The sequence below is a fragment of the Nostoc sp. FACHB-133 genome (genome assembly GCF_014698055.1).
Lineage (GTDB): Bacteria > Cyanobacteriota > Cyanobacteriia > Cyanobacteriales > Nostocaceae > Nostoc.
On sequence record NZ_JACJSH010000002.1, the window covers coordinates 95,996 to 113,102 of the forward strand.

Annotated in this window: 13 protein-coding genes; 4 read left to right on the forward strand and 9 right to left on the reverse strand. The window is 41.9% G+C overall.

The window, feature by feature from the left end; genetic code table 11:
* Positions 1–76 precede the first annotated feature (76 nt).
* On the reverse strand, positions 77–1,669 hold the full coding sequence (locus H6G86_RS02595) for an FAD-dependent oxidoreductase (protein ID WP_190932965.1): 1,593 nt from the start codon (positions 1,667–1,669) through the stop codon (positions 77–79).
* Between the two features lie 446 nt (positions 1,670–2,115).
* Here H6G86_RS02595 and H6G86_RS02600 point away from each other — a divergent pair, with 446 nt between their 5' ends.
* Both H6G86_RS02600 and H6G86_RS02605 read left to right on the forward strand, forming a co-directional pair.
* Positions 2,116–5,031, forward strand: coding sequence for a leucine-rich repeat domain-containing protein (locus tag H6G86_RS02600; RefSeq protein ID WP_190932966.1), 2,916 nt, complete (start codon positions 2,116–2,118; stop codon positions 5,029–5,031).
* Between the two features lie 439 nt (positions 5,032–5,470).
* The gene (locus H6G86_RS02605) at positions 5,471–8,131 is read left to right on the forward strand and encodes a sensor histidine kinase (RefSeq protein WP_190932967.1); all 2,661 of its coding nucleotides are present in this window, start codon (positions 5,471–5,473) and stop codon (positions 8,129–8,131) included.
* A 58-nt stretch (positions 8,132–8,189) separates the two neighbouring features.
* Here the strand turns inward: H6G86_RS02605 and H6G86_RS02610 are convergent, their stop codons facing one another.
* Positions 8,190–8,618 (reverse strand): methyl-accepting chemotaxis protein, encoded by a 429-nt coding sequence (locus H6G86_RS02610; protein WP_190932968.1) that lies wholly within the window; start codon positions 8,616–8,618, stop codon positions 8,190–8,192.
* Positions 8,619–8,712: 94 nt separating this feature from the next.
* On the opposite strand from H6G86_RS02610, the gene H6G86_RS02615 reads away from it, so the two are divergent.
* Positions 8,713–8,955, forward strand: coding sequence for a hypothetical protein (locus H6G86_RS02615; protein ID WP_190932969.1), 243 nt, complete (start codon positions 8,713–8,715; stop codon positions 8,953–8,955).
* Positions 8,956–9,306: 351 nt separating this feature from the next.
* On the opposite strand, the gene H6G86_RS02620 is transcribed toward H6G86_RS02615, so the two are convergent.
* The 4 genes from H6G86_RS02620 to H6G86_RS02635 all read right to left on the reverse strand — a co-directional run bounded on the left by H6G86_RS02620 (position 9,307) and on the right by H6G86_RS02635 (position 13,028).
* On the reverse strand, positions 9,307–9,606 hold the full coding sequence (locus H6G86_RS02620; RefSeq protein ID WP_190932970.1) for a chaperone modulator CbpM: 300 nt from the start codon (positions 9,604–9,606) through the stop codon (positions 9,307–9,309).
* Positions 9,603–10,568, reverse strand: coding sequence for a DnaJ C-terminal domain-containing protein (locus H6G86_RS02625; protein ID WP_190932971.1), 966 nt, complete (start codon positions 10,566–10,568; stop codon positions 9,603–9,605). The genes H6G86_RS02620 and H6G86_RS02625 overlap by 4 nt, the downstream gene beginning before the upstream one ends.
* A 113-nt stretch (positions 10,569–10,681) precedes the next feature.
* Positions 10,682–12,568, reverse strand: coding sequence for a molecular chaperone DnaK (gene dnaK, locus H6G86_RS02630; RefSeq protein WP_190932972.1), 1,887 nt, complete (start codon positions 12,566–12,568; stop codon positions 10,682–10,684).
* Positions 12,569–12,806: 238 nt separating this feature from the next.
* Complete coding sequence (locus tag H6G86_RS02635; RefSeq protein ID WP_190932973.1) at positions 12,807–13,028, reverse strand: hypothetical protein; 222 nt, start codon at positions 13,026–13,028, stop codon at positions 12,807–12,809.
* Here H6G86_RS02635 and H6G86_RS02640 point away from each other — a divergent pair.
* Complete coding sequence (locus H6G86_RS02640; RefSeq protein WP_190932974.1) at positions 13,027–13,218, forward strand: hypothetical protein; 192 nt, start codon at positions 13,027–13,029, stop codon at positions 13,216–13,218. The genes H6G86_RS02635 and H6G86_RS02640 overlap by 2 nt on opposite strands.
* A 144-nt stretch (positions 13,219–13,362) precedes the next feature.
* On the opposite strand, the gene H6G86_RS02645 is transcribed toward H6G86_RS02640, so the two are convergent.
* The 3 genes from H6G86_RS02645 to nifE all read right to left on the reverse strand — a co-directional run bounded on the left by H6G86_RS02645 (position 13,363) and on the right by nifE (position 16,867).
* Complete coding sequence (locus H6G86_RS02645; protein WP_190932975.1) at positions 13,363–13,719, reverse strand: hypothetical protein; 357 nt, start codon at positions 13,717–13,719, stop codon at positions 13,363–13,365.
* Positions 13,720–14,180: 461 nt separating this feature from the next.
* The gene (gene nifN, locus H6G86_RS02650) at positions 14,181–15,491 is read right to left on the reverse strand and encodes a nitrogenase iron-molybdenum cofactor biosynthesis protein NifN (RefSeq protein WP_190932976.1); all 1,311 of its coding nucleotides are present in this window, start codon (positions 15,489–15,491) and stop codon (positions 14,181–14,183) included.
* Positions 15,491–16,867, reverse strand: a complete 1,377-nt coding sequence (nifE, locus tag H6G86_RS02655; RefSeq protein ID WP_190932977.1) for a nitrogenase iron-molybdenum cofactor biosynthesis protein NifE — start codon at positions 16,865–16,867, stop codon at positions 15,491–15,493. Before nifE ends, nifN begins: the two co-directional genes overlap by 1 nt.
* Positions 16,868–17,107 lie beyond the last annotated feature (240 nt).

Sequence of the window (17,107 nt, forward strand, 5' to 3'; positions counted from 1 at the left end):
ATCGACTCAAAACTTACGCAGTATTGCCGCCTAGTGGACATCTGCATTGTAATCAAAATTTTTCACAGGCGGTAAACTACAGTGCCTCTATTACTTGGTCGAAATTGCGGCAATATATCTGTTGGGTGTAGTCCTGCCACTCTTTATCTGACGAGTGGGGCGATCGCTTTAATGTTGCTTCTTGGACGTATGCCATCAATGGGCGACGAAGACACTCGTATTTCTCGAAGGCTTTGGCTATAGCTTGCAGATCGTTCCAGTTATTCTCCTCAGCAATTTTAGCGATGAGTGTTGTAACTATTAGCGCATCTTCCAATCCTTGATTAGCTCCTTGAGCCATGAAGGGAGGCATTCCATGTGCGGCATCGCCAACTAAGACGATTCGCCCTACACTCCAGGCTGGTGGAATTTTAGCAGGATTAGCTTCAGGATTGAGGTCAGTTGGGTTAGAAACTTGTAGAGAATCCGAAATGGTAGCAGGGTGAATGTAGTATGGACGCTGCTGCATATTGGCAGGAGGAGATAGACGCACTAATTGCTTGAGCGCATCAGGAAAGCTTGCTTTTTCCAACTCCTGCAAAGCTAAGTCAATTAAAGAACTTTCAGATTTTCCTTGCAACGAGTCTAAAGGCAAAGCAAGATGTATTATGTACCCAAGTTCACCATTTGGTCTGCGAAATAATATTATCCTGATGTTATTTATACAAACAGAATTTCCAGTTATTTCATCATTAGTGATTGTTACAAGTGGTGAGTCTTGAAAAAAATCTTCTTCTAGTTTTGTCCATAGTTCCTTTGGTACTTCAGCTATTTCCCTACACAATATAGCTGTAAATCCAGAGTATTCAGGTCGAGCAAAATCATCATATTGAGTATCTGTGTAAAGCAACCTACGAACTGTAGAATTAATCCCATCTGCTGCAACAATTAGTTTAGCTCTAATGGATTTTGTTGCTAATTCTTGGGGGGTAATATCTGAGTTTTGGGGTTGCGGATCGTTATCTTTTTGTCCATCTGTCCAATAGGCATAAGGGTTTGCTTCTATTCGTGTATCACCTACACAATCTATGCGGACACAACCTTTTTCCGGCTCATTCACAACATTAATGCAACGGTGATTAGCTTTAACTAGGTCTGGTGGAAGTAACTGTCTAAGGGTTGTCTGCAAATTGTACCAAGAAATTGATACTCGACCCTCGCCATAATCTTGAAACCAGTCATCAAAACTAAGCGAAATTGAATTAATTATCTCACCCTGCAAATTTTTGTAAACCCATTGGGGTGAAGCCTTTGGAGGTTGTTGCTTTTGAGTAGATTCGATAGTTTCTTGACCATTAGACTGCTTGGGATTCAATAAACCAAGTCCAGTATTTTTGACTTCTTCGTAAGCGTTAGGATCTAAATGTTTGAGAGCTTTTAATCCATTGGGGAGAAGATCCAATGTTTGTCCAACTTGACGAAAGGCGCGAGTTTGATCGATGACAAGGACATTTTTAATACCACGTTTACGTAAGCCAATGGCAGTTGCTAACCCAATAGGCCCAGCGCCAACCACTACAACATCGTAGATTTCTTGAGGATTAGAAGAGGAGATAACAAATGCAGGTAAGGTATCAGTTTTGGTTGATGTGTTTGTATGTATATGAGGACTTGATTGAGTTTCTGGCATATTTATATATTGGATAGAAGCTGGGCAATGTGGAAAGCTATAGCCATCAATTTACATAGGGTCACACAATAATCTTAAAATCAAATACAAAAAGCAAATATACCAGGCGATTAGAAATCGCGGCTATACAAACAAAGTCCACCTCTGTGGACTAATCAAAATCAAGGGTTCCTTAACCCACGTTCGCGTAGCGTCCCGTAGGGAAAGAAAGGTGGGTTTTGTATTTCGACTCCGGTTCCATCGAGCGAAGTCGAGATGCTCAACACAAGTCTGTGTAGACGCGGTTGCTAACTGCCCTTTTAACTTGCGATGTCTACGACGAGTACGCTAATGCACATTGCGCTGATACAATCCTTAATACACGGTACATTATTAATTAGCTTAATTTCTCTGCTGCGCGTCCAAGCAGCAACTCGTCGTCAGGCATAGCCTTTGTAAAACCCAAAATGACTAACGAAGAACTGCTGCAAATTATTGAACAAGCTGTCAAAGACGAGGTAACAGAATTAGACCTTTCTTACAAAGGGTTAACAATACTGCCACCGGAAATTGGCCAACTCACCAACCTGCAATCGCTCGACCTCAGCAGTAATCAACTGAGTAGTCTGCCACCGGAAATTGTCCAACTCACCAACCTGCAATCCCTCGACATCGGCAGTAATCAACTGAGTAGTCTGCCACCGGAAATTGTCCAACTCAGCAACCTGCAATCCCTCTACCTCAACAGTAATCAACTGAGCAGTCTGCCACCGGAAATTGTCCAACTCACCAACCTGCAAACCCTCAACCTCTTCAGTAATCAACTGAGCAGTCTGCCACCGGAAATTGTCCAACTCACCAACCTGCAAACCCTCAACCTCAGCAGTAATCAACTGAGCAGTCTGCCACCGGAATTTGGAAAACTCATCAACCTGCAAACGCTCTACCTCTTCGACAATCAACTGAGCAGTCTGCCACCGGAATTTGGAAAACTCATCAACCTGCAAACGCTCTACCTCTTCGACAATCAACTGAGCAATCTGCCACCGGAATTTGGAAAACTCACCAACCTGCAAACCCTCTACCTCTTAAGTAATCAACTGAGCAGTCTGCCACCAAAAATTGTCCAACTCACCAACCTGCAAACCCTCGACCTCAGCAGCAATCAACTGAGCAGTCTGCCACCGGAAATTGTCCAACTCACCAACCTGCAAACCCTCTACCTCCACAACAATCAACTGAGCAGTCTACCACCGGAAATTGGCCAACTCACCAACCTGCAAACCCTCTACCTCCACAACAATCAACTGAGCAGTCTGCCAAGGGAAATCAGGCAACTGTCAAACCTGAAAGAGCTGGATCTTCGTGGAAATCCAGTCCCCATTCCACCAGAGATTTTGGGGCCGAAGGCTTACTACAAAGATCCGGGTGATGTGAATGAAATTCTTGATTTCTATTTTCGGGTACAAGACCCAGCGGAAACGGAACCTTTCTACGAAGCAAAATTCTTGATTGTTGGCGAAGGAGGAGCCGGTAAAACCTCTTTAGCCCAGAAAATCAAAGATGAAACCTATAAACTCCAGCCAGAAGAGAAATCAACCCAAGGCATTGAGGTGATCCGGTGGGACTTTACACAGTCCAATGGCAAAGATTTTCGCGTCAACATCTGGGATTTTGGCGGTCAGGAAATCTACCACCAAACTCATCAGTTTTTCCTCAGCAAGCGTTCTCTATATGCCTTAGTTGCTGACACTCGCAAAGAAAACACTGATTTTTACTGGTGGCTGAAAGTTGTCGAACTCTTGAGCGACAAGAGTCCAGTTATCATCATCAAAAACGAAAAACAAGACCGTGATTGCCAAGTCAATGAGCGCCAGTTACGAGGAGAATTCAGCAATCTGGAGAAAATACTAGCAACCAATTTAGATACTAATCGCGATTTAGCAAAGATTAAAGAGGCGATTCAGCTATACATCAGCAGACTTGACCATGTTGGTATACCTCTACCAAAACTTTGGGTAAGAGTCAGAGCCGCCCTAGAGAACAATTCCCAAAATTACATTAGCCGTGAAAAATACCGTGACCTTTGCCAAATAAATAATTTAACAGACCTTGAAGACATGGAGCGCTTGAGCCGCTATCTCCACGACCTCGGCGTTTGCCTCCACTTTCAAGACGATTCTACACTCAAACACTACGTCATCCTCAAACCGGAATGGGCGACAACTGCTGTTTACAAAGTTTTGGATAATCAAACTGTCAAGGAAAAGCTAGGTTGTTTTACCAAAAATGACCTCAAAAATATTTGGAAAAGCGGCGAATATGCAGATATGCAAGATGAACTCCTGCAATTAATGATGCAGTTCAAGCTTTGCTACGAAATTCCAGGTAATCGGGAAAATTATATTGCACCTCACCTACTTTCGACCAATCAGCCTGATTTCAATTGGGATGAATCTAACAATTTGATCCTGCGCTACACCTATGACTTCATGCCCAAAGGTATTATTACTCGCTTTATTGTCGAAATGCATTCTTTAATTGAAGAACAAACCCTCGTTTGGAAAACAGGCGTTGTTCTCAGTGAAGGTCAAACCCGTGCGGAAGTGATTGAAAACTACAATCAACGAGAAATTAAAGTCCGTGTAGCAGGAAACCGCAAGAAAGACCTACTAATACGTATTACTCATGAACTGGACAAAATCCATAAGTCTTACGAACACCTAAAATATCAAACGCTTGTTCCTTGTAACTGTAAAAGCTGTAATCATAGTCAAAGTCCTCATTTTTATAACCGAGACGTGTTGTACAAATCCCTGGAGGCGCTTAATTACCAAATTCAGTGCCAGAACAGTTTTCGTATGGTAGATGTCCAAAGACTAATTGATGATGTTTTATTGACTTCACAAAAATCACAAACTCCCATGTCTGAACCCGTAACCAGGAATCAAGTTTTTATTAGCTATAGTCACAAAGATAAAAAGTGGTTCAATGACCTCAAAACTCATCTAGAACCATTAATTAGAGAACAAAATCTCAAACTGTGGGATGATACCCAAATCAAGCCTGGTGCTGTGTGGCGAGATGAAATCGAGGCGGCTTTGGCAACTGCAAAAGTAGCGGTGTTGTTGGTAAGTCCAAACTTTCTTGCATCAAAGTTTATTAGTCAAAATGAGTTACCACCTCTGTTAGAAGCAGCGAAAGCCGAGGGAGTTAAAATTCTCTGGATACCTTTGCGTGCTAGCAACTACAAAGCAACAGCAATTGAGAAATATCAAGCAGCACACCCTACCGATAGTCCATTAAACACCATTGCGGGAGGAAGACGGGATCAAGCTTGGGTAGATATTTGCAACGAAATCAATACAGCAGCCTTTGGGTAAAAGAAGCTCTTCTTGCTTTGAATAAAATTTCAAGTTTATCTATAAAAATCTGGGTAATGCTCCAATACGCTTGGGTTAAGGGCTACTGGCAAAAATTTTGGGTTTTCAAGACGCGATAAATCGCCGTCTCTACAAGTGTTTTGGTGTTATGTGAACTGTATTGAGTAATGCTCGCTCTTTTTAAAGGGGGTTAGGAGAGATTAATAAATGTCTAAAATTACAGCTAGGCACTTTTCAAAGAACCTCTCAGCTAGGCTGAAAATGTTAATTCGATGAAATTCACATTGCAGGTAAAATCACAGGTTAAAGTTTTGTTCTTTTGCCAAAAGTGGTATATTGGCACTTGATCCGACCGAGTACAAACTATGTATAAGCCCGCAGACCAGAGAAGTCGAGGTGTTGTACTCACTACTATAGGACAGGAAGGGAGAGTGGGCTTATGAACAAAAATATTGGTCAAAATGGTGTTTTTTTCCTATTTAAAGGTATACCTCTACGTCGCATTCTCGTAGTGTTGTTTCTGCTGCAAATCTTGCTAGCTGTGGGATTGACTGCATACTTATCAATCCGCAATGGGCAAAAGGCAGTGAATGAGGTAGCTAGCGAATTGCGTTATGAAGTCGCTAATCGAGTAGAGCAAAATTTACAGGTTTATCTCTCAACCTCGCGTCAAGTACTGCGCGGTAATCAAAATGTCATTGACATCGGGTTGCTGAAGATGGAAAATCTGGCAACTTGGGAGTCATACTTAATAAAGCAGTTAGAGATTTTTCCTGATGCCGTTGCTTTAACGGCAAGCAATGAACAGCAAGAACATTTAGCGGTGGAAAAGCTCAACGATCGCCAATATTTACTCAGAAAAGCTGATAAGTCAACTGGTTACGACCTCTACACCTACAAAATTGACTCTCAAAGTCAACGTACCCAGCTACCAGAGGTAATCAAAAACTATGATGCGCGATCGCGTCCTAATTATCAAGCAGCAGTTACCGCTAAAAAATTCAGCTTTAGTCAGATTTTTACACCCATCACCGAACCAACGCTGCTGATTAGTGCATCTCAACCTATATATAACTCCCAAGGTGAGTTACTCGGTGTCAACAGCACTCTAACTCATGTATCACAAATTGGGGATTTGCTGCAAAATATTAAAGTTGGCAAATCTGGGCAAGTTTTTATTATCGAGCGATCGGGGCTATTAGTCGCAAGTTCCACAACGGAAGAACCATTCCGCCTGCAAAATGGTAAACCGATTAGGTTGACAGCTTCTCAAAGTGGGAATGCTTTGACTCAAGCAAGCGCTAAGTATTTAGAAACTAAATTTAGTAATTTTGACCAAATTAAGAGTTTACAGCAACTAGATTTCTCCTTTGACGGCAAACGACAATTTTTAGAAATTAGACCGTTGCAAGGCGAACCAAATCTCAACTGGTTAATTGTAGTAGCTGTCCCAGAAGCAGATTTTATGGGGCAAATCGATCGCAATACTCAAACTACAATTTTTCTCTGTCTGGGAGCATTGGGATTAGCTACTTTACTAGGAATTGTTACCGCTCGTTGGATAACTCAGCCAATTTTGTACTTCAGCACGGCGACAAAAGATTTAGCCGATTTCACTAAAGGGGAAGACTCGGTGGTGATTGTGCAAGGCATTAAAGAAGTAGAGGTGCTGGGTGAATCTTTCAATGAGATGATGCAGCATTTACGTAAAACCTTTACTGCACAGATTACTCAAAATGAAGAGTTAGAATTGCAAGTTAAGCAGCGAACTCAAGAATTACAGCAAGAGATTCAAAAAAGTATTAGCAGTGAGCAAAAGCTAGAAAAGCATAATCGAGCATTGGCAGAACTGGCAAATCACAGGGCAATTTCAGAAGGAAATCTAGAAGCAGCATTCAAAGTTATTACCGAGAAAGCCGCGAATGCTTTAGAGGTAGAACGAGTAAGTGTGTGGTTATTCAATAGCGATGATGACGACAGGCTGCGTCAACGCACTAAACTACAATGTATAAGTCTCTACGAACGTAGCAATCAAAAACATTCGGCAGGTTTAGAACGCGATCGCGCAGATTATCCCATTTACTTTAAATCCCTGACATCTGCCCGCATTATCGCTGTCACCGATACTCGCACCGATTTAAGGATACAAGAATTATATGATGAACTGCTAGAAACAAAGAATATTGTATCCCTAATTAATACCTCCATTTGGATTGGGGGCGAAGTGGTGGGAACAGTATTGTATGAACAGATTGATATTCCTCGAATATGGGAAGTGAGTGAGCAAAACTTCGTTAGCTCAATAGCTGAATTTGTTGCTCTAACTTTAGAAGTCTGCGATCGCAAAAGTGCAGAATCCGCTTTGCATGAGGCGAAAGAAGCTGCTGAGGTTGCAAATCGCGCCAAAAAAACCTTTTTGGTAAATATGAGCCATGAATTGAGGACTCCCTTAAGCTCCATTCTTGAAATTGCAGAAGCACTCCAAAATGAAGTGTACGGTACTGTAACCGAAGAACAGCGCCAGTTTATAAATAGCCTCGAATCGAGCGGTAAGAACTTATTAGAATTGATTACCCAAATCCTTGAGCTTACAGATATTGAATCCAGCAAGATAGAACTGCAACTAGCGGCTACTTCCATTCCAGAATTATGTGACTCTAGTCTCAGTTTCGTCAAAAATTTAGCGTTACAGAAAAATATCCAACTGAGTGTACAAATCCCTGAAGAACTCGAACCCATCCAAGTTGATGAGCGCCGCATCCGCCAGGTATTTATCAACCTGTTGAGCAACGCTATCAAGTTTACTCACGACGGAGGCAAAGTTTGGATTGAAGTTCAGCCAAATTCCACAAATGAATATATCTTTTTTAGCGTGGTAGATACGGGTATTGGTATGCTTTCCGATGACCTTTTCCGATTATTTCAACCTTTTATCCAAGTTGAAAATGCCTCTACCCGTCGTTCCGCAGGTACGGGTTTAGGATTGGTGATGGTGCAAAAAATCGTCGAGTTGCATGGTGGTACTGTCCACGCCGAAAGTCAGTTAGGGAAAGGTAGTCGATTTACAATTAAACTACCGTGGAAAAAGGTTGGAGTGTAGGGGGTGGAGAGTTAAAATTAACCATTTACTCGTTTCCATACTTTGTACGAAAATGGATTTATTCTGCAATCGCTCCATTCAGTCCATTAAGATATGCAGTTTTAGCATTTTCACTGGCTAATTCTTTTGGAGTCGCCCTTAAGCGTGTTGCTCTGCTTTTACGGATGCGATCGCTTTTACGAACAGCACCCGCCATTTCATATTCACGGCTATCTTTGCCGTATTTAAAAGCAACTCCAATCAGCATTTTCTCAGTTATGTCACTTAAAGCTTTGTCCAATTCTTCCATCTCAGTTCTAGAAGAGTTAATCACAGCTAGAGCAGTATTATAAGCATCTATTTTGCTACGGTACTGCTCAATTAGTTGTGTCATGTTTTGCAAGTTGCGAGCATCCCCAAAATCCATGCTGGGATCAATTGCTTTAAGTCCAGCCACTCTTAATTCAGCTTTTTCTAAAACGCGGTATGTACGTTTTTGAGCAGGCATAAATGTATCCTTTTTATTGCTTTAGAGCTAGTTTGCCTTACTAAAGCTGTGTTTTAGTTCAGTAAAATCCTCACAGGTTGGTGTCTAATATGATATGAATATCAGTATTTCTCACAAAAATTATGGTTTTGTTGATGAACAGAACGATTTTGTTGATGAAACGCATGAGTTTGTTGATGAACAGAACAATTTTGTTGATGAAACGCATGGGTTTGTTGATGAACAGAACGATTTTGTTGATGAAACGCATAAGTTTGTTGATGAACAGAATGATTTTGTTGATGAAACGCATGAGTTTGTTGATAAAACGCATAATTTAATATTTAAAGCTGTATAGCTGTTACCGACTCAGTGAGATACGATTTTTACCTCTCTCCTAAAAGGCTACGGTGTACACACAAGTTAAATTACCCCCTTTAATCCCCCCGATGCATTGGGCTACGGTGTACACACAAGTCTTTAAGAGTTGCGCCACAGGCTTTTGATCCCCCCAACCCCCCTTAAAAAGGGGGGCAAAAAGCTCTCAAAGTCCCCCTTCTTAAGGGGGATTTAGGGGGATCTACGACGATTTTGGTTTTCTAGAAAGATGTGTGTACACCGTAGCTCTCAAAAATGAGCCAATGTTGAGTAACTTGTTAAAATTTTGATTGCGCCAACTTTTTCACATCTGAATATTGGGTGATGTTTTTTAAGAAGGCTGCAACGCTTTTAGCTGTGCCCGTAACTGGGCAATTTCTTGAGCCATATCCATCACCATTGCTGCGCCTACGAGATTTAGCCCCAAATCCTGACGCAAACGTTGGATTTGAGCAATTCGCGCAATTTCTCGTGAGTGCAGCATTGAGCCTTTCGGTTCGATCAATCCGAGTTGCACAAATCGTTCAATTACAATCGTTGAAGTTTGGGTAACAGAGGCTGCATACTCAAACGTATAAAGGCGATCGCCTTCATGAGAAACAACTGTATTGGAGAGGCTAAACTCGCTCATAACGTTAATCCTTCTAATGCAGTACGTGGGTTAAAGCTGCTATTCGCCTGAATCTTTTCATAGCAATCCTGCTCAATTTCGCTTAACTCTTTCGGAGACACAATTTGAAGTTTCACAATTAGGTCAGTTCGCCCGCCTTTTGGTTGCATCCAGCCTTTTCCTCGTAGCCGCAGCGATTGACCGGAACGCACGCCTTTCGGAACGCTCAATGTGACGCTACCCTCTGGTGTTGGTACTTGAATTTGAGCGCCTAAGACCGCTTCATCTGGACGAATAGGAACTTCGCAGGTTAAGTTGTCACCCAAAAACTGGAAAAATGGATGGGAAAGCACCTCGATTGTGAGATACAAATCGCCTCGCTGTTGAGAAAAAGGACTGGAGCGACCTTTACCTTTAATGCGAATTCGACTACCCGGTTTAGCACCTGCGGGAATACGAACGTTAATGGTTTCATCATCCAACTGCAACCGCTTTTGAACGCCATGAAACGCTTCCGAAAAGGAGAGTGCGATCGCAGCTTCGGTATCGGGTGCTGGTGCTTGGCTGCGAAATGGGCCAAAGTCATCAGGCTGCCTAGTCGAGGTGCGGTAATAAGTTTGTCTTGTTCTTGTCCTATCGCCTAAACCACCCAGCAAATCATTGATAAAGTCATCAAAGTTGCTATATTGGTCAAAATTATCTGCATACCTGCTACTTCCTCTAGGAGGAGTACCGCTAACCTCCGCTTGCTTCCAGTACTGCCCAAAAGAGTCATACTTTTCGCGCTTTTCTGGGTTTGATAAAACTTCGTTGGCTTCATTGATGTCTTTGAATTTTTCCTCGGCTTCTGGATTGCCGGGATTCACATCAGGATGATATTTGCGGGCAAGTTTGCGGTAAGCTCGCTTAATTTCGTCGGAAGTTGCAGTTTTGCTAACTCCCAAAATGTTGTAATAATCTTTGAAATCAGTTGCAGTTGGCATGATTCAATACTCATAATCCGACTATTCTGCACTCGGAACGTCTTTTGTAAGTAAGTGATAAGCCTCCTCCGTCGTTAACATTAATTCAAAAATTACGGTTTAGCTTGCGCGTTTTAGCCAACAAAATCGGCATCAATCACATCGTCGTTTTGTCCAGTTGGCTGATTTGTGGGATTAGGATTGCTAGTTGCGGCGTTAGCTTGGGCGTAAACGGCGCTACCAATTTGCATGAGCGCTTGTTGAAGATTGGTAGTGAGCGATCGCATTTGATTGTAGTCTTCTCGCTCAATTGCCGATCGCAACTCGTCAATCAATTGTTGCGCCCGACTTTTATCTGCTTGAGAAACTCGACCATTCAAGTCTTGCAGTTGTTTTTCTGCCTGATAAACCAGCGAGTCCGCATTATTTTTGGTGTCGATTTGCTCGCGGCGTTGGCGATCTTCTTGGGCATGAGTTTCTGCATCTCGTACCATGCGTTCCACATCGTGTTTATCCAGCGTCGAAGCGCCTGAGATTGTAATCGATTGTTCTTTACTAGTGGCGCGATCTTTAGCAGTTACCGATAGTAACCCATTTGCATCAAGGTCGAATGTCACTTCAATTTGAGGTACTCCACGCGGAGCCGGAGGAATGCCATCGAGCCGAAATGTACCTAAACTCTTATTGTCTGCCACAAGTTCCCGTTCTCCTTGCAGAACATGAATTTCGACATTCGGTTGGCCATCGGCGGCGGTTGAAAACGTCTCGGATTTCTTCACCGGAATCGTCGTGTTGCGGGGAATAATTTTTGTCATTACCCCGCCCATCGTTTCCACCCCTAAAGAAAGCGGTGTTACATCTAGCAGCAGCACATCTTTCACTTCTCCCGCTAGTACTCCGCCCTGAATTGCTGCACCCACAGCAACTACTTCATCGGGGTTCACTCCCTGATTCGGATCTTTGCCTGTGATGCGTCTGACGAGTTGTTGCACGGCAGGAATTCGGGTGGAACCGCCTACTAGGACAACTTCATCGAGATTGGCATTGTTCAGATTGGCATCGTTGAGAGCTTGTTCTACTGGGATGCGACAGCGATCGAGCAAGTCAGCGCAGAGTTTCTCAAACTCCGCCCTAGTTAAGGTTATATCCAGGTGCTTTGGCCCCTCTTGAGTTGCCGTGATGAAGGGGAGATTAATCGTTGTTTGAGTAGCGCTGGAGAGTTCAATTTTGGCTTTTTCTGCGGCTTCAGTTAACCGTTGCAGGGCTTGCTTATCTTTGCGTAAATCGATACCTTCGTGGCGCTGAAAATCATTTGCAACATAATCGACAATCTTTTTATCAAAATCGTCACCACCTAAATGGGTATCTCCACTCGTGGCTTTGACTTCAAACACCCCTTCTCCAACTTCTAGAATTGAAACGTCAAACGTTCCACCGCCTAAGTCAAAGACTAAGATTGTTTCGTTGCCCTTTTTGTCTAAACCATAAGCAAGTGCCGCAGCCGTAGGTTCGTTAATGATGCGGAGTACTTCTAGCCCGGCAATTTTGCCTGCATCTTTGGTCGCTTGTCGTTGCGAATCGTTAAAGTAAGCAGGCACAGTAATGACTGCTTGTGTAATGGGTTCTCCTAGATATTTGCTGGCATCATCTGTAAGTTTTCGCAAAACTTGAGCAGAAATTTCTTCAGGCGCGAATTGTTTTTTTAGCGCCGGACAATCGAGTTTGACATTACCGTTGCGATCGCGGACAACTTTGTAAGAAACTTCACTCGCTTCGTGGGTGATTTCATCGTGTTTGCGTCCGATAAAGCGTTTGACTGAATAAAACGTGTTCTCTGGATTCATTACCGCTTGTCGTCGAGCAATTTGACCAACCAGACGTTCGCCTGTTTTTGTATATGCAACTACAGAGGGAGTGATGCGTTGTCCTTCTGCATTCGCAATCACGAGCGGTTGTCCACCTTCAATGACTGCAATACAAGAGTTAGTTGTCCCTAAATCAATTCCAACAACTTTTGCCATAACTTTCGATTCCTTTCATCAGATTTTGATGCGCTGATTCTAGTTATAAGAAACTTCAGTAGTATTAAAAGCTCAACTTGTAACTAACAGTTCTCCGACAGATTATCTTGTTCTTCTTTAAGGAAACTATTCAGAAATTTTCTGTGCATCAACCGATAGAAAGACAAAAAAGTATCCAGTATATATATTTTTGGCTTTAATGTTGTGAGTTATACATTCAACGATTTAAAAAAAGAATTCAGAATTGAATTGGGTGCGATCGCTTAAAGTTTCTCAGTACCTTTCTCCCTGCTTTGGGTAATCTAGCTTCACCTGCACCGTCTGAACTCCCTCTTCCACTTACACCTATGGTTCCCCAAAATGATGCCGAGCCATTAATTGCACGGCTCAACAGTGAGCCGAAGGTAGTACTAATACCCAGTTGATATTGTCCCACAACAGTTGATTCATCAAATTCCATGATGCGATCGCTGTTGCTAGCTTGTGCCAGAATTTCATTGCTAGCTGATGCGAGAATAAAAGATCCTATAAGTGGACAGTTGTTCTACAACCAAAATGGCAACACGCCTAGTTTTGGCAGTAGTAGTCTATTTGCAACTCTAACTGGTGCGCCAACTCTCACGACATTTGATTTTGTGTTGCAAGCATAGTTTGTTCAAAACACGGAATGTCGAGTTTACGTACTTGACTAGTACAACACGGCGGAAATAAACCACCCATTCTAAATCAATGAAATGCTTACGCTGTATTCATTTTTAATTTTTAATTTTTAATTCCACCTTGCGGTACTAGGCTTATTTATTTGATGTTTCTTCAATCTCGATTTCCCAAGGTTCTCCTTTATTATCTGGTGGAAAAAGCTGAATTTTGGACTTGTTAGAAAACTGCTTCAACTGTTTGATAAACTGTGGAATAGCATCAACAATATGCAGATAAATTTCTATGTCATAGCAGATAATGATTAACATCAGAGGACTAGCATTTATTTTGAAATACCAGTGACAATTTGATAGTAAAACTCGCATAAGTGGGACGCAGACTTGATAAAATCGCCTACACGTAGCTTCTTCTAGCTGCCTGTAAAATAACTCGTTAAGTAGAGTTGCTCCAGTTGGAGGCAGATCATCTGCGGGAAGAAAGGATTTATTCATAATACGAAATTAGGCATTGTGAATTGGAATTAGTTTTTCTATTAATCACTGATAACTCGGGATTTACCAGCCTTAGCACGAATATTTTTTGGAGTATTGTGTAGTAAAAAAAGGTCGGCAAGCAATTTTTTACTAATGCTACTTCTGTTTTTTAAACACTATCAAGTACAATACTTGCTCTAGGAAACGCCGATTGTCAAAAATTCCCTGAATCAGTACCTCTAGTTCAGTTGCGCCCTTGGAAGGAAAATCCTCACGATTGATTGTGTGCCAGGGTAAAAACTCCTACCAGTCCAAGGTTAATATACGGGCTTATGCCTGATTTTGGTAAACAATAATTAGGGCTGTAGTGTAAAAAAGCTTCAGTCTCTGTTGAGAGTAATACTGGATTCGCCGATAACCTACTTGGAATATGGCTAGTTCGTTGCTTGGATGAATCGAGACAATAACTGCTAATCTCTTTAATGCTTAATCTTTGCTTCAGCCTCTAAAAACAGATTGCCAATGTCAAACAAAAACTGCATAGTACCTCGATAGCCAACTTTGGTAAATTGACTGTGATCTAAGCGGTCAAAAATGGGAATCCCTTGACGGTAGAGAGGAATTTTTAAGCGTTGAGCGATCGCGACTCCATGAGAGTTGGTAATCAGCAAATCAGATCCAACCGCCAATTGTTCAAAGTCTTCCAAATCGCCGATAGTGACGCTAGGAATCGGCAGTTTTTCTAACAGAGGAAAGCGTGTTGTTGTTACTGCTGCATGAATCTGAACCCCTAGCGATCGCAAAAAATAAACCGTTAACCAAAGTAAATCGGGTTCCAGCGCCAAAGAAACTCGCTTGCAACCAAAGTAAAAGTGATTCTCCAACATCACATGTTTTAGCTGACGGCGTTGACGGCGGTATTTCTCCGGTACGCTGACACCACTGATATCTGCCAACGCTTGCAAGAATTTATCTACTGCTAGTAGTCCCGTCAGTTCACTAAATACTTCATAGGGTATATTGAATCTCCGATCCAAAATTTGCGCTGCACCTCGCATACTCTCACCTAGTGCCAAAGTGAATACAGAAGTACCAATTGAACGCAATTGTGCCAATGTAGTGCCATTAGCTGTAATGGCACTAGAAGAATCTTCTATATGACTATCTAGTACGCCAGAAAGGTCAGGTACAACAATAGGTTCAAGTCCAAAAGAGGTGACAATCTCTTTGATTTCCTGTACATCCCCTGGTGTGAAGGCAGAACTCGCCAAAATAGTGATTTGTGTAGGACAAGTGTCTTGTTTGGAGCTTTTTTGGGGAATTTCCCTGACTATACTCTCAACCGCGCCAGCAAAGCCATCCTGTAATGTACCTTTGAAATCCGGTGTAGAGACAAGCACAATTGGTAAATAATCCAGTTCTGGGTGACGGTGGCGAATTTCTTTAACAAAGCGCCCCATATCATCGCCTCTGGTTTCCACGAGTCCAGTGCTACAAAGACCGATAATTTCTGGCTTGGATCTCTGCACCAAAGTCAGGATTGCTTGTTCAACCCTTTCCTCGCCACCCAAAATGGTTGCAACTTCTGTCATCGCTGTACTGGAAAGGGGAATTGTCTGACGGAAATGCTGTACTAATACTGTCTTCGTCAAAGCAGTACAGCCTTGTGAACCATGTAACAAAGGCATTATTCCCTTCAACCCCAAAAAGGCTAAAACTGCACCCACAGTTTGGCTTTGCTTCAGGGGATTAACTGCAACAGATGTACTCGTAATGCTAATAATCGCCATTAGATTTCCTCTTCTGACCAAGGGGCTGGCTGGTATACTTGTTCCCACACAGGATTGTAAAAAGCGGCATACAATTCTCGTACTACCTCTAAGATTCCTATATAGCCTGCATAGGGATGGTTGCGTTCTTGATTAATATCTAAAAATGGAATCCTAGCTGTGAGAGAAGTGTCTTGATAGCGCTTATCAGCAATTAACATATCAGCTTTATTTTCGTTAATTATCTGTAAAATTTCTTCAGAACTATTTTGTTCTAGAATTATGCCATCTTGACCCAGCAAACTTTTGACTCTAATTTTATCCTCCTCAGTATTATTCTTAGTAAGAATAGCAAGAACTTCCATCCCCAATTTATTAGCAGCAAAGATAATTAACCAACTCTTGAAACTTCCAATAGAAAGGATAATACGCTTACCTTGCAATCGGGTAATATACAGAGCAAGTTTTTCATTTATTGCAGCAGTTTCTTCTACAATTAACTTTTCTGTACGTTCCTGCAAATCAGAACCACCTAACTTTGCAGCAATATTTCTTAGACATTGATTGATTGACTCTATATCATAGATAGACTCTTCAATATAGAGAATACCATATTTTTTTTCCATCCCTTTCGCCACGTTGATTAGTGCTTTGGAAGAGAGCAGCACGTTAAGTTTGGCACGATGGGCATAACAAACTTCTTTGTAGATAGCATCGCCTGTAATTTTTGCCAAAACTCTGATACCTAATTTCTCCAACAACGGTAGAACATTCCATATTGCACCTGCAATATTGTATTCACCAATTAGATTGATATCATAAGGTGTAGTTGTATCTGGTTCAGATGTTCCAATAACGTGTGAAAGCATTGCTTCACCAGCGACACGGTTGCCCAAATTTTGGTTCCCAATGAATCCAGGGCAATGTACAGGGATAGTGGGTATTCCTGTTTTCTCGGTGGCATCTTTGCAAACTCCCTCAATGTCATCCCCAATCAAAGCGGTGATGCAAGTGGAATAAACAAATACCGCCGCAGGTTTGTAGCGTCTTTGTAATTCTAAAATGCCTTTATACAGCTTTTTGGCTCCACCAAAGATGATATTGTTCTCATCAATATCGCTGCTAAAGCGTATCTTGTACAGCATTGAACCAGAAGAAAGACTGCTGTGACTACCCCAAATACTGGCAGCACAGCCACTTGGCCCGTGGACTACATGAGCAGCATCAGTGATTGGTACAAGAGTAATCATTGCACTATCAAAAGCGCAACTCCCTTGAGTAGTTCCAGGTTGGGGTAATTGTGTGGAAGACTTTTTTTTCTTTTGTATCTGCTGACGAGCATCTTCAGAATTAGAGTCACTGAGTGAATCGTTGGTTTTTCCTGGCGTGGGATTCATTTGTTTGGTGACAATAGGTAGAAATTTTTAGATATTAGCTGAATTCCCAAAGGCTGAGGAGAATTTTCATTTATTCACCGTGGTATCTAAAGATGGATAAAAGGGAATGATCAAGAGAATTTATCATCCCCTAAAACATAAACATCATCTAGGTTAGAGAAGGAGAAAACAAAAACATGAACTAGACTATTAAATTATTAATGTTGTCCTGTACACGTTAGTTGATTAGTGTTAACACGG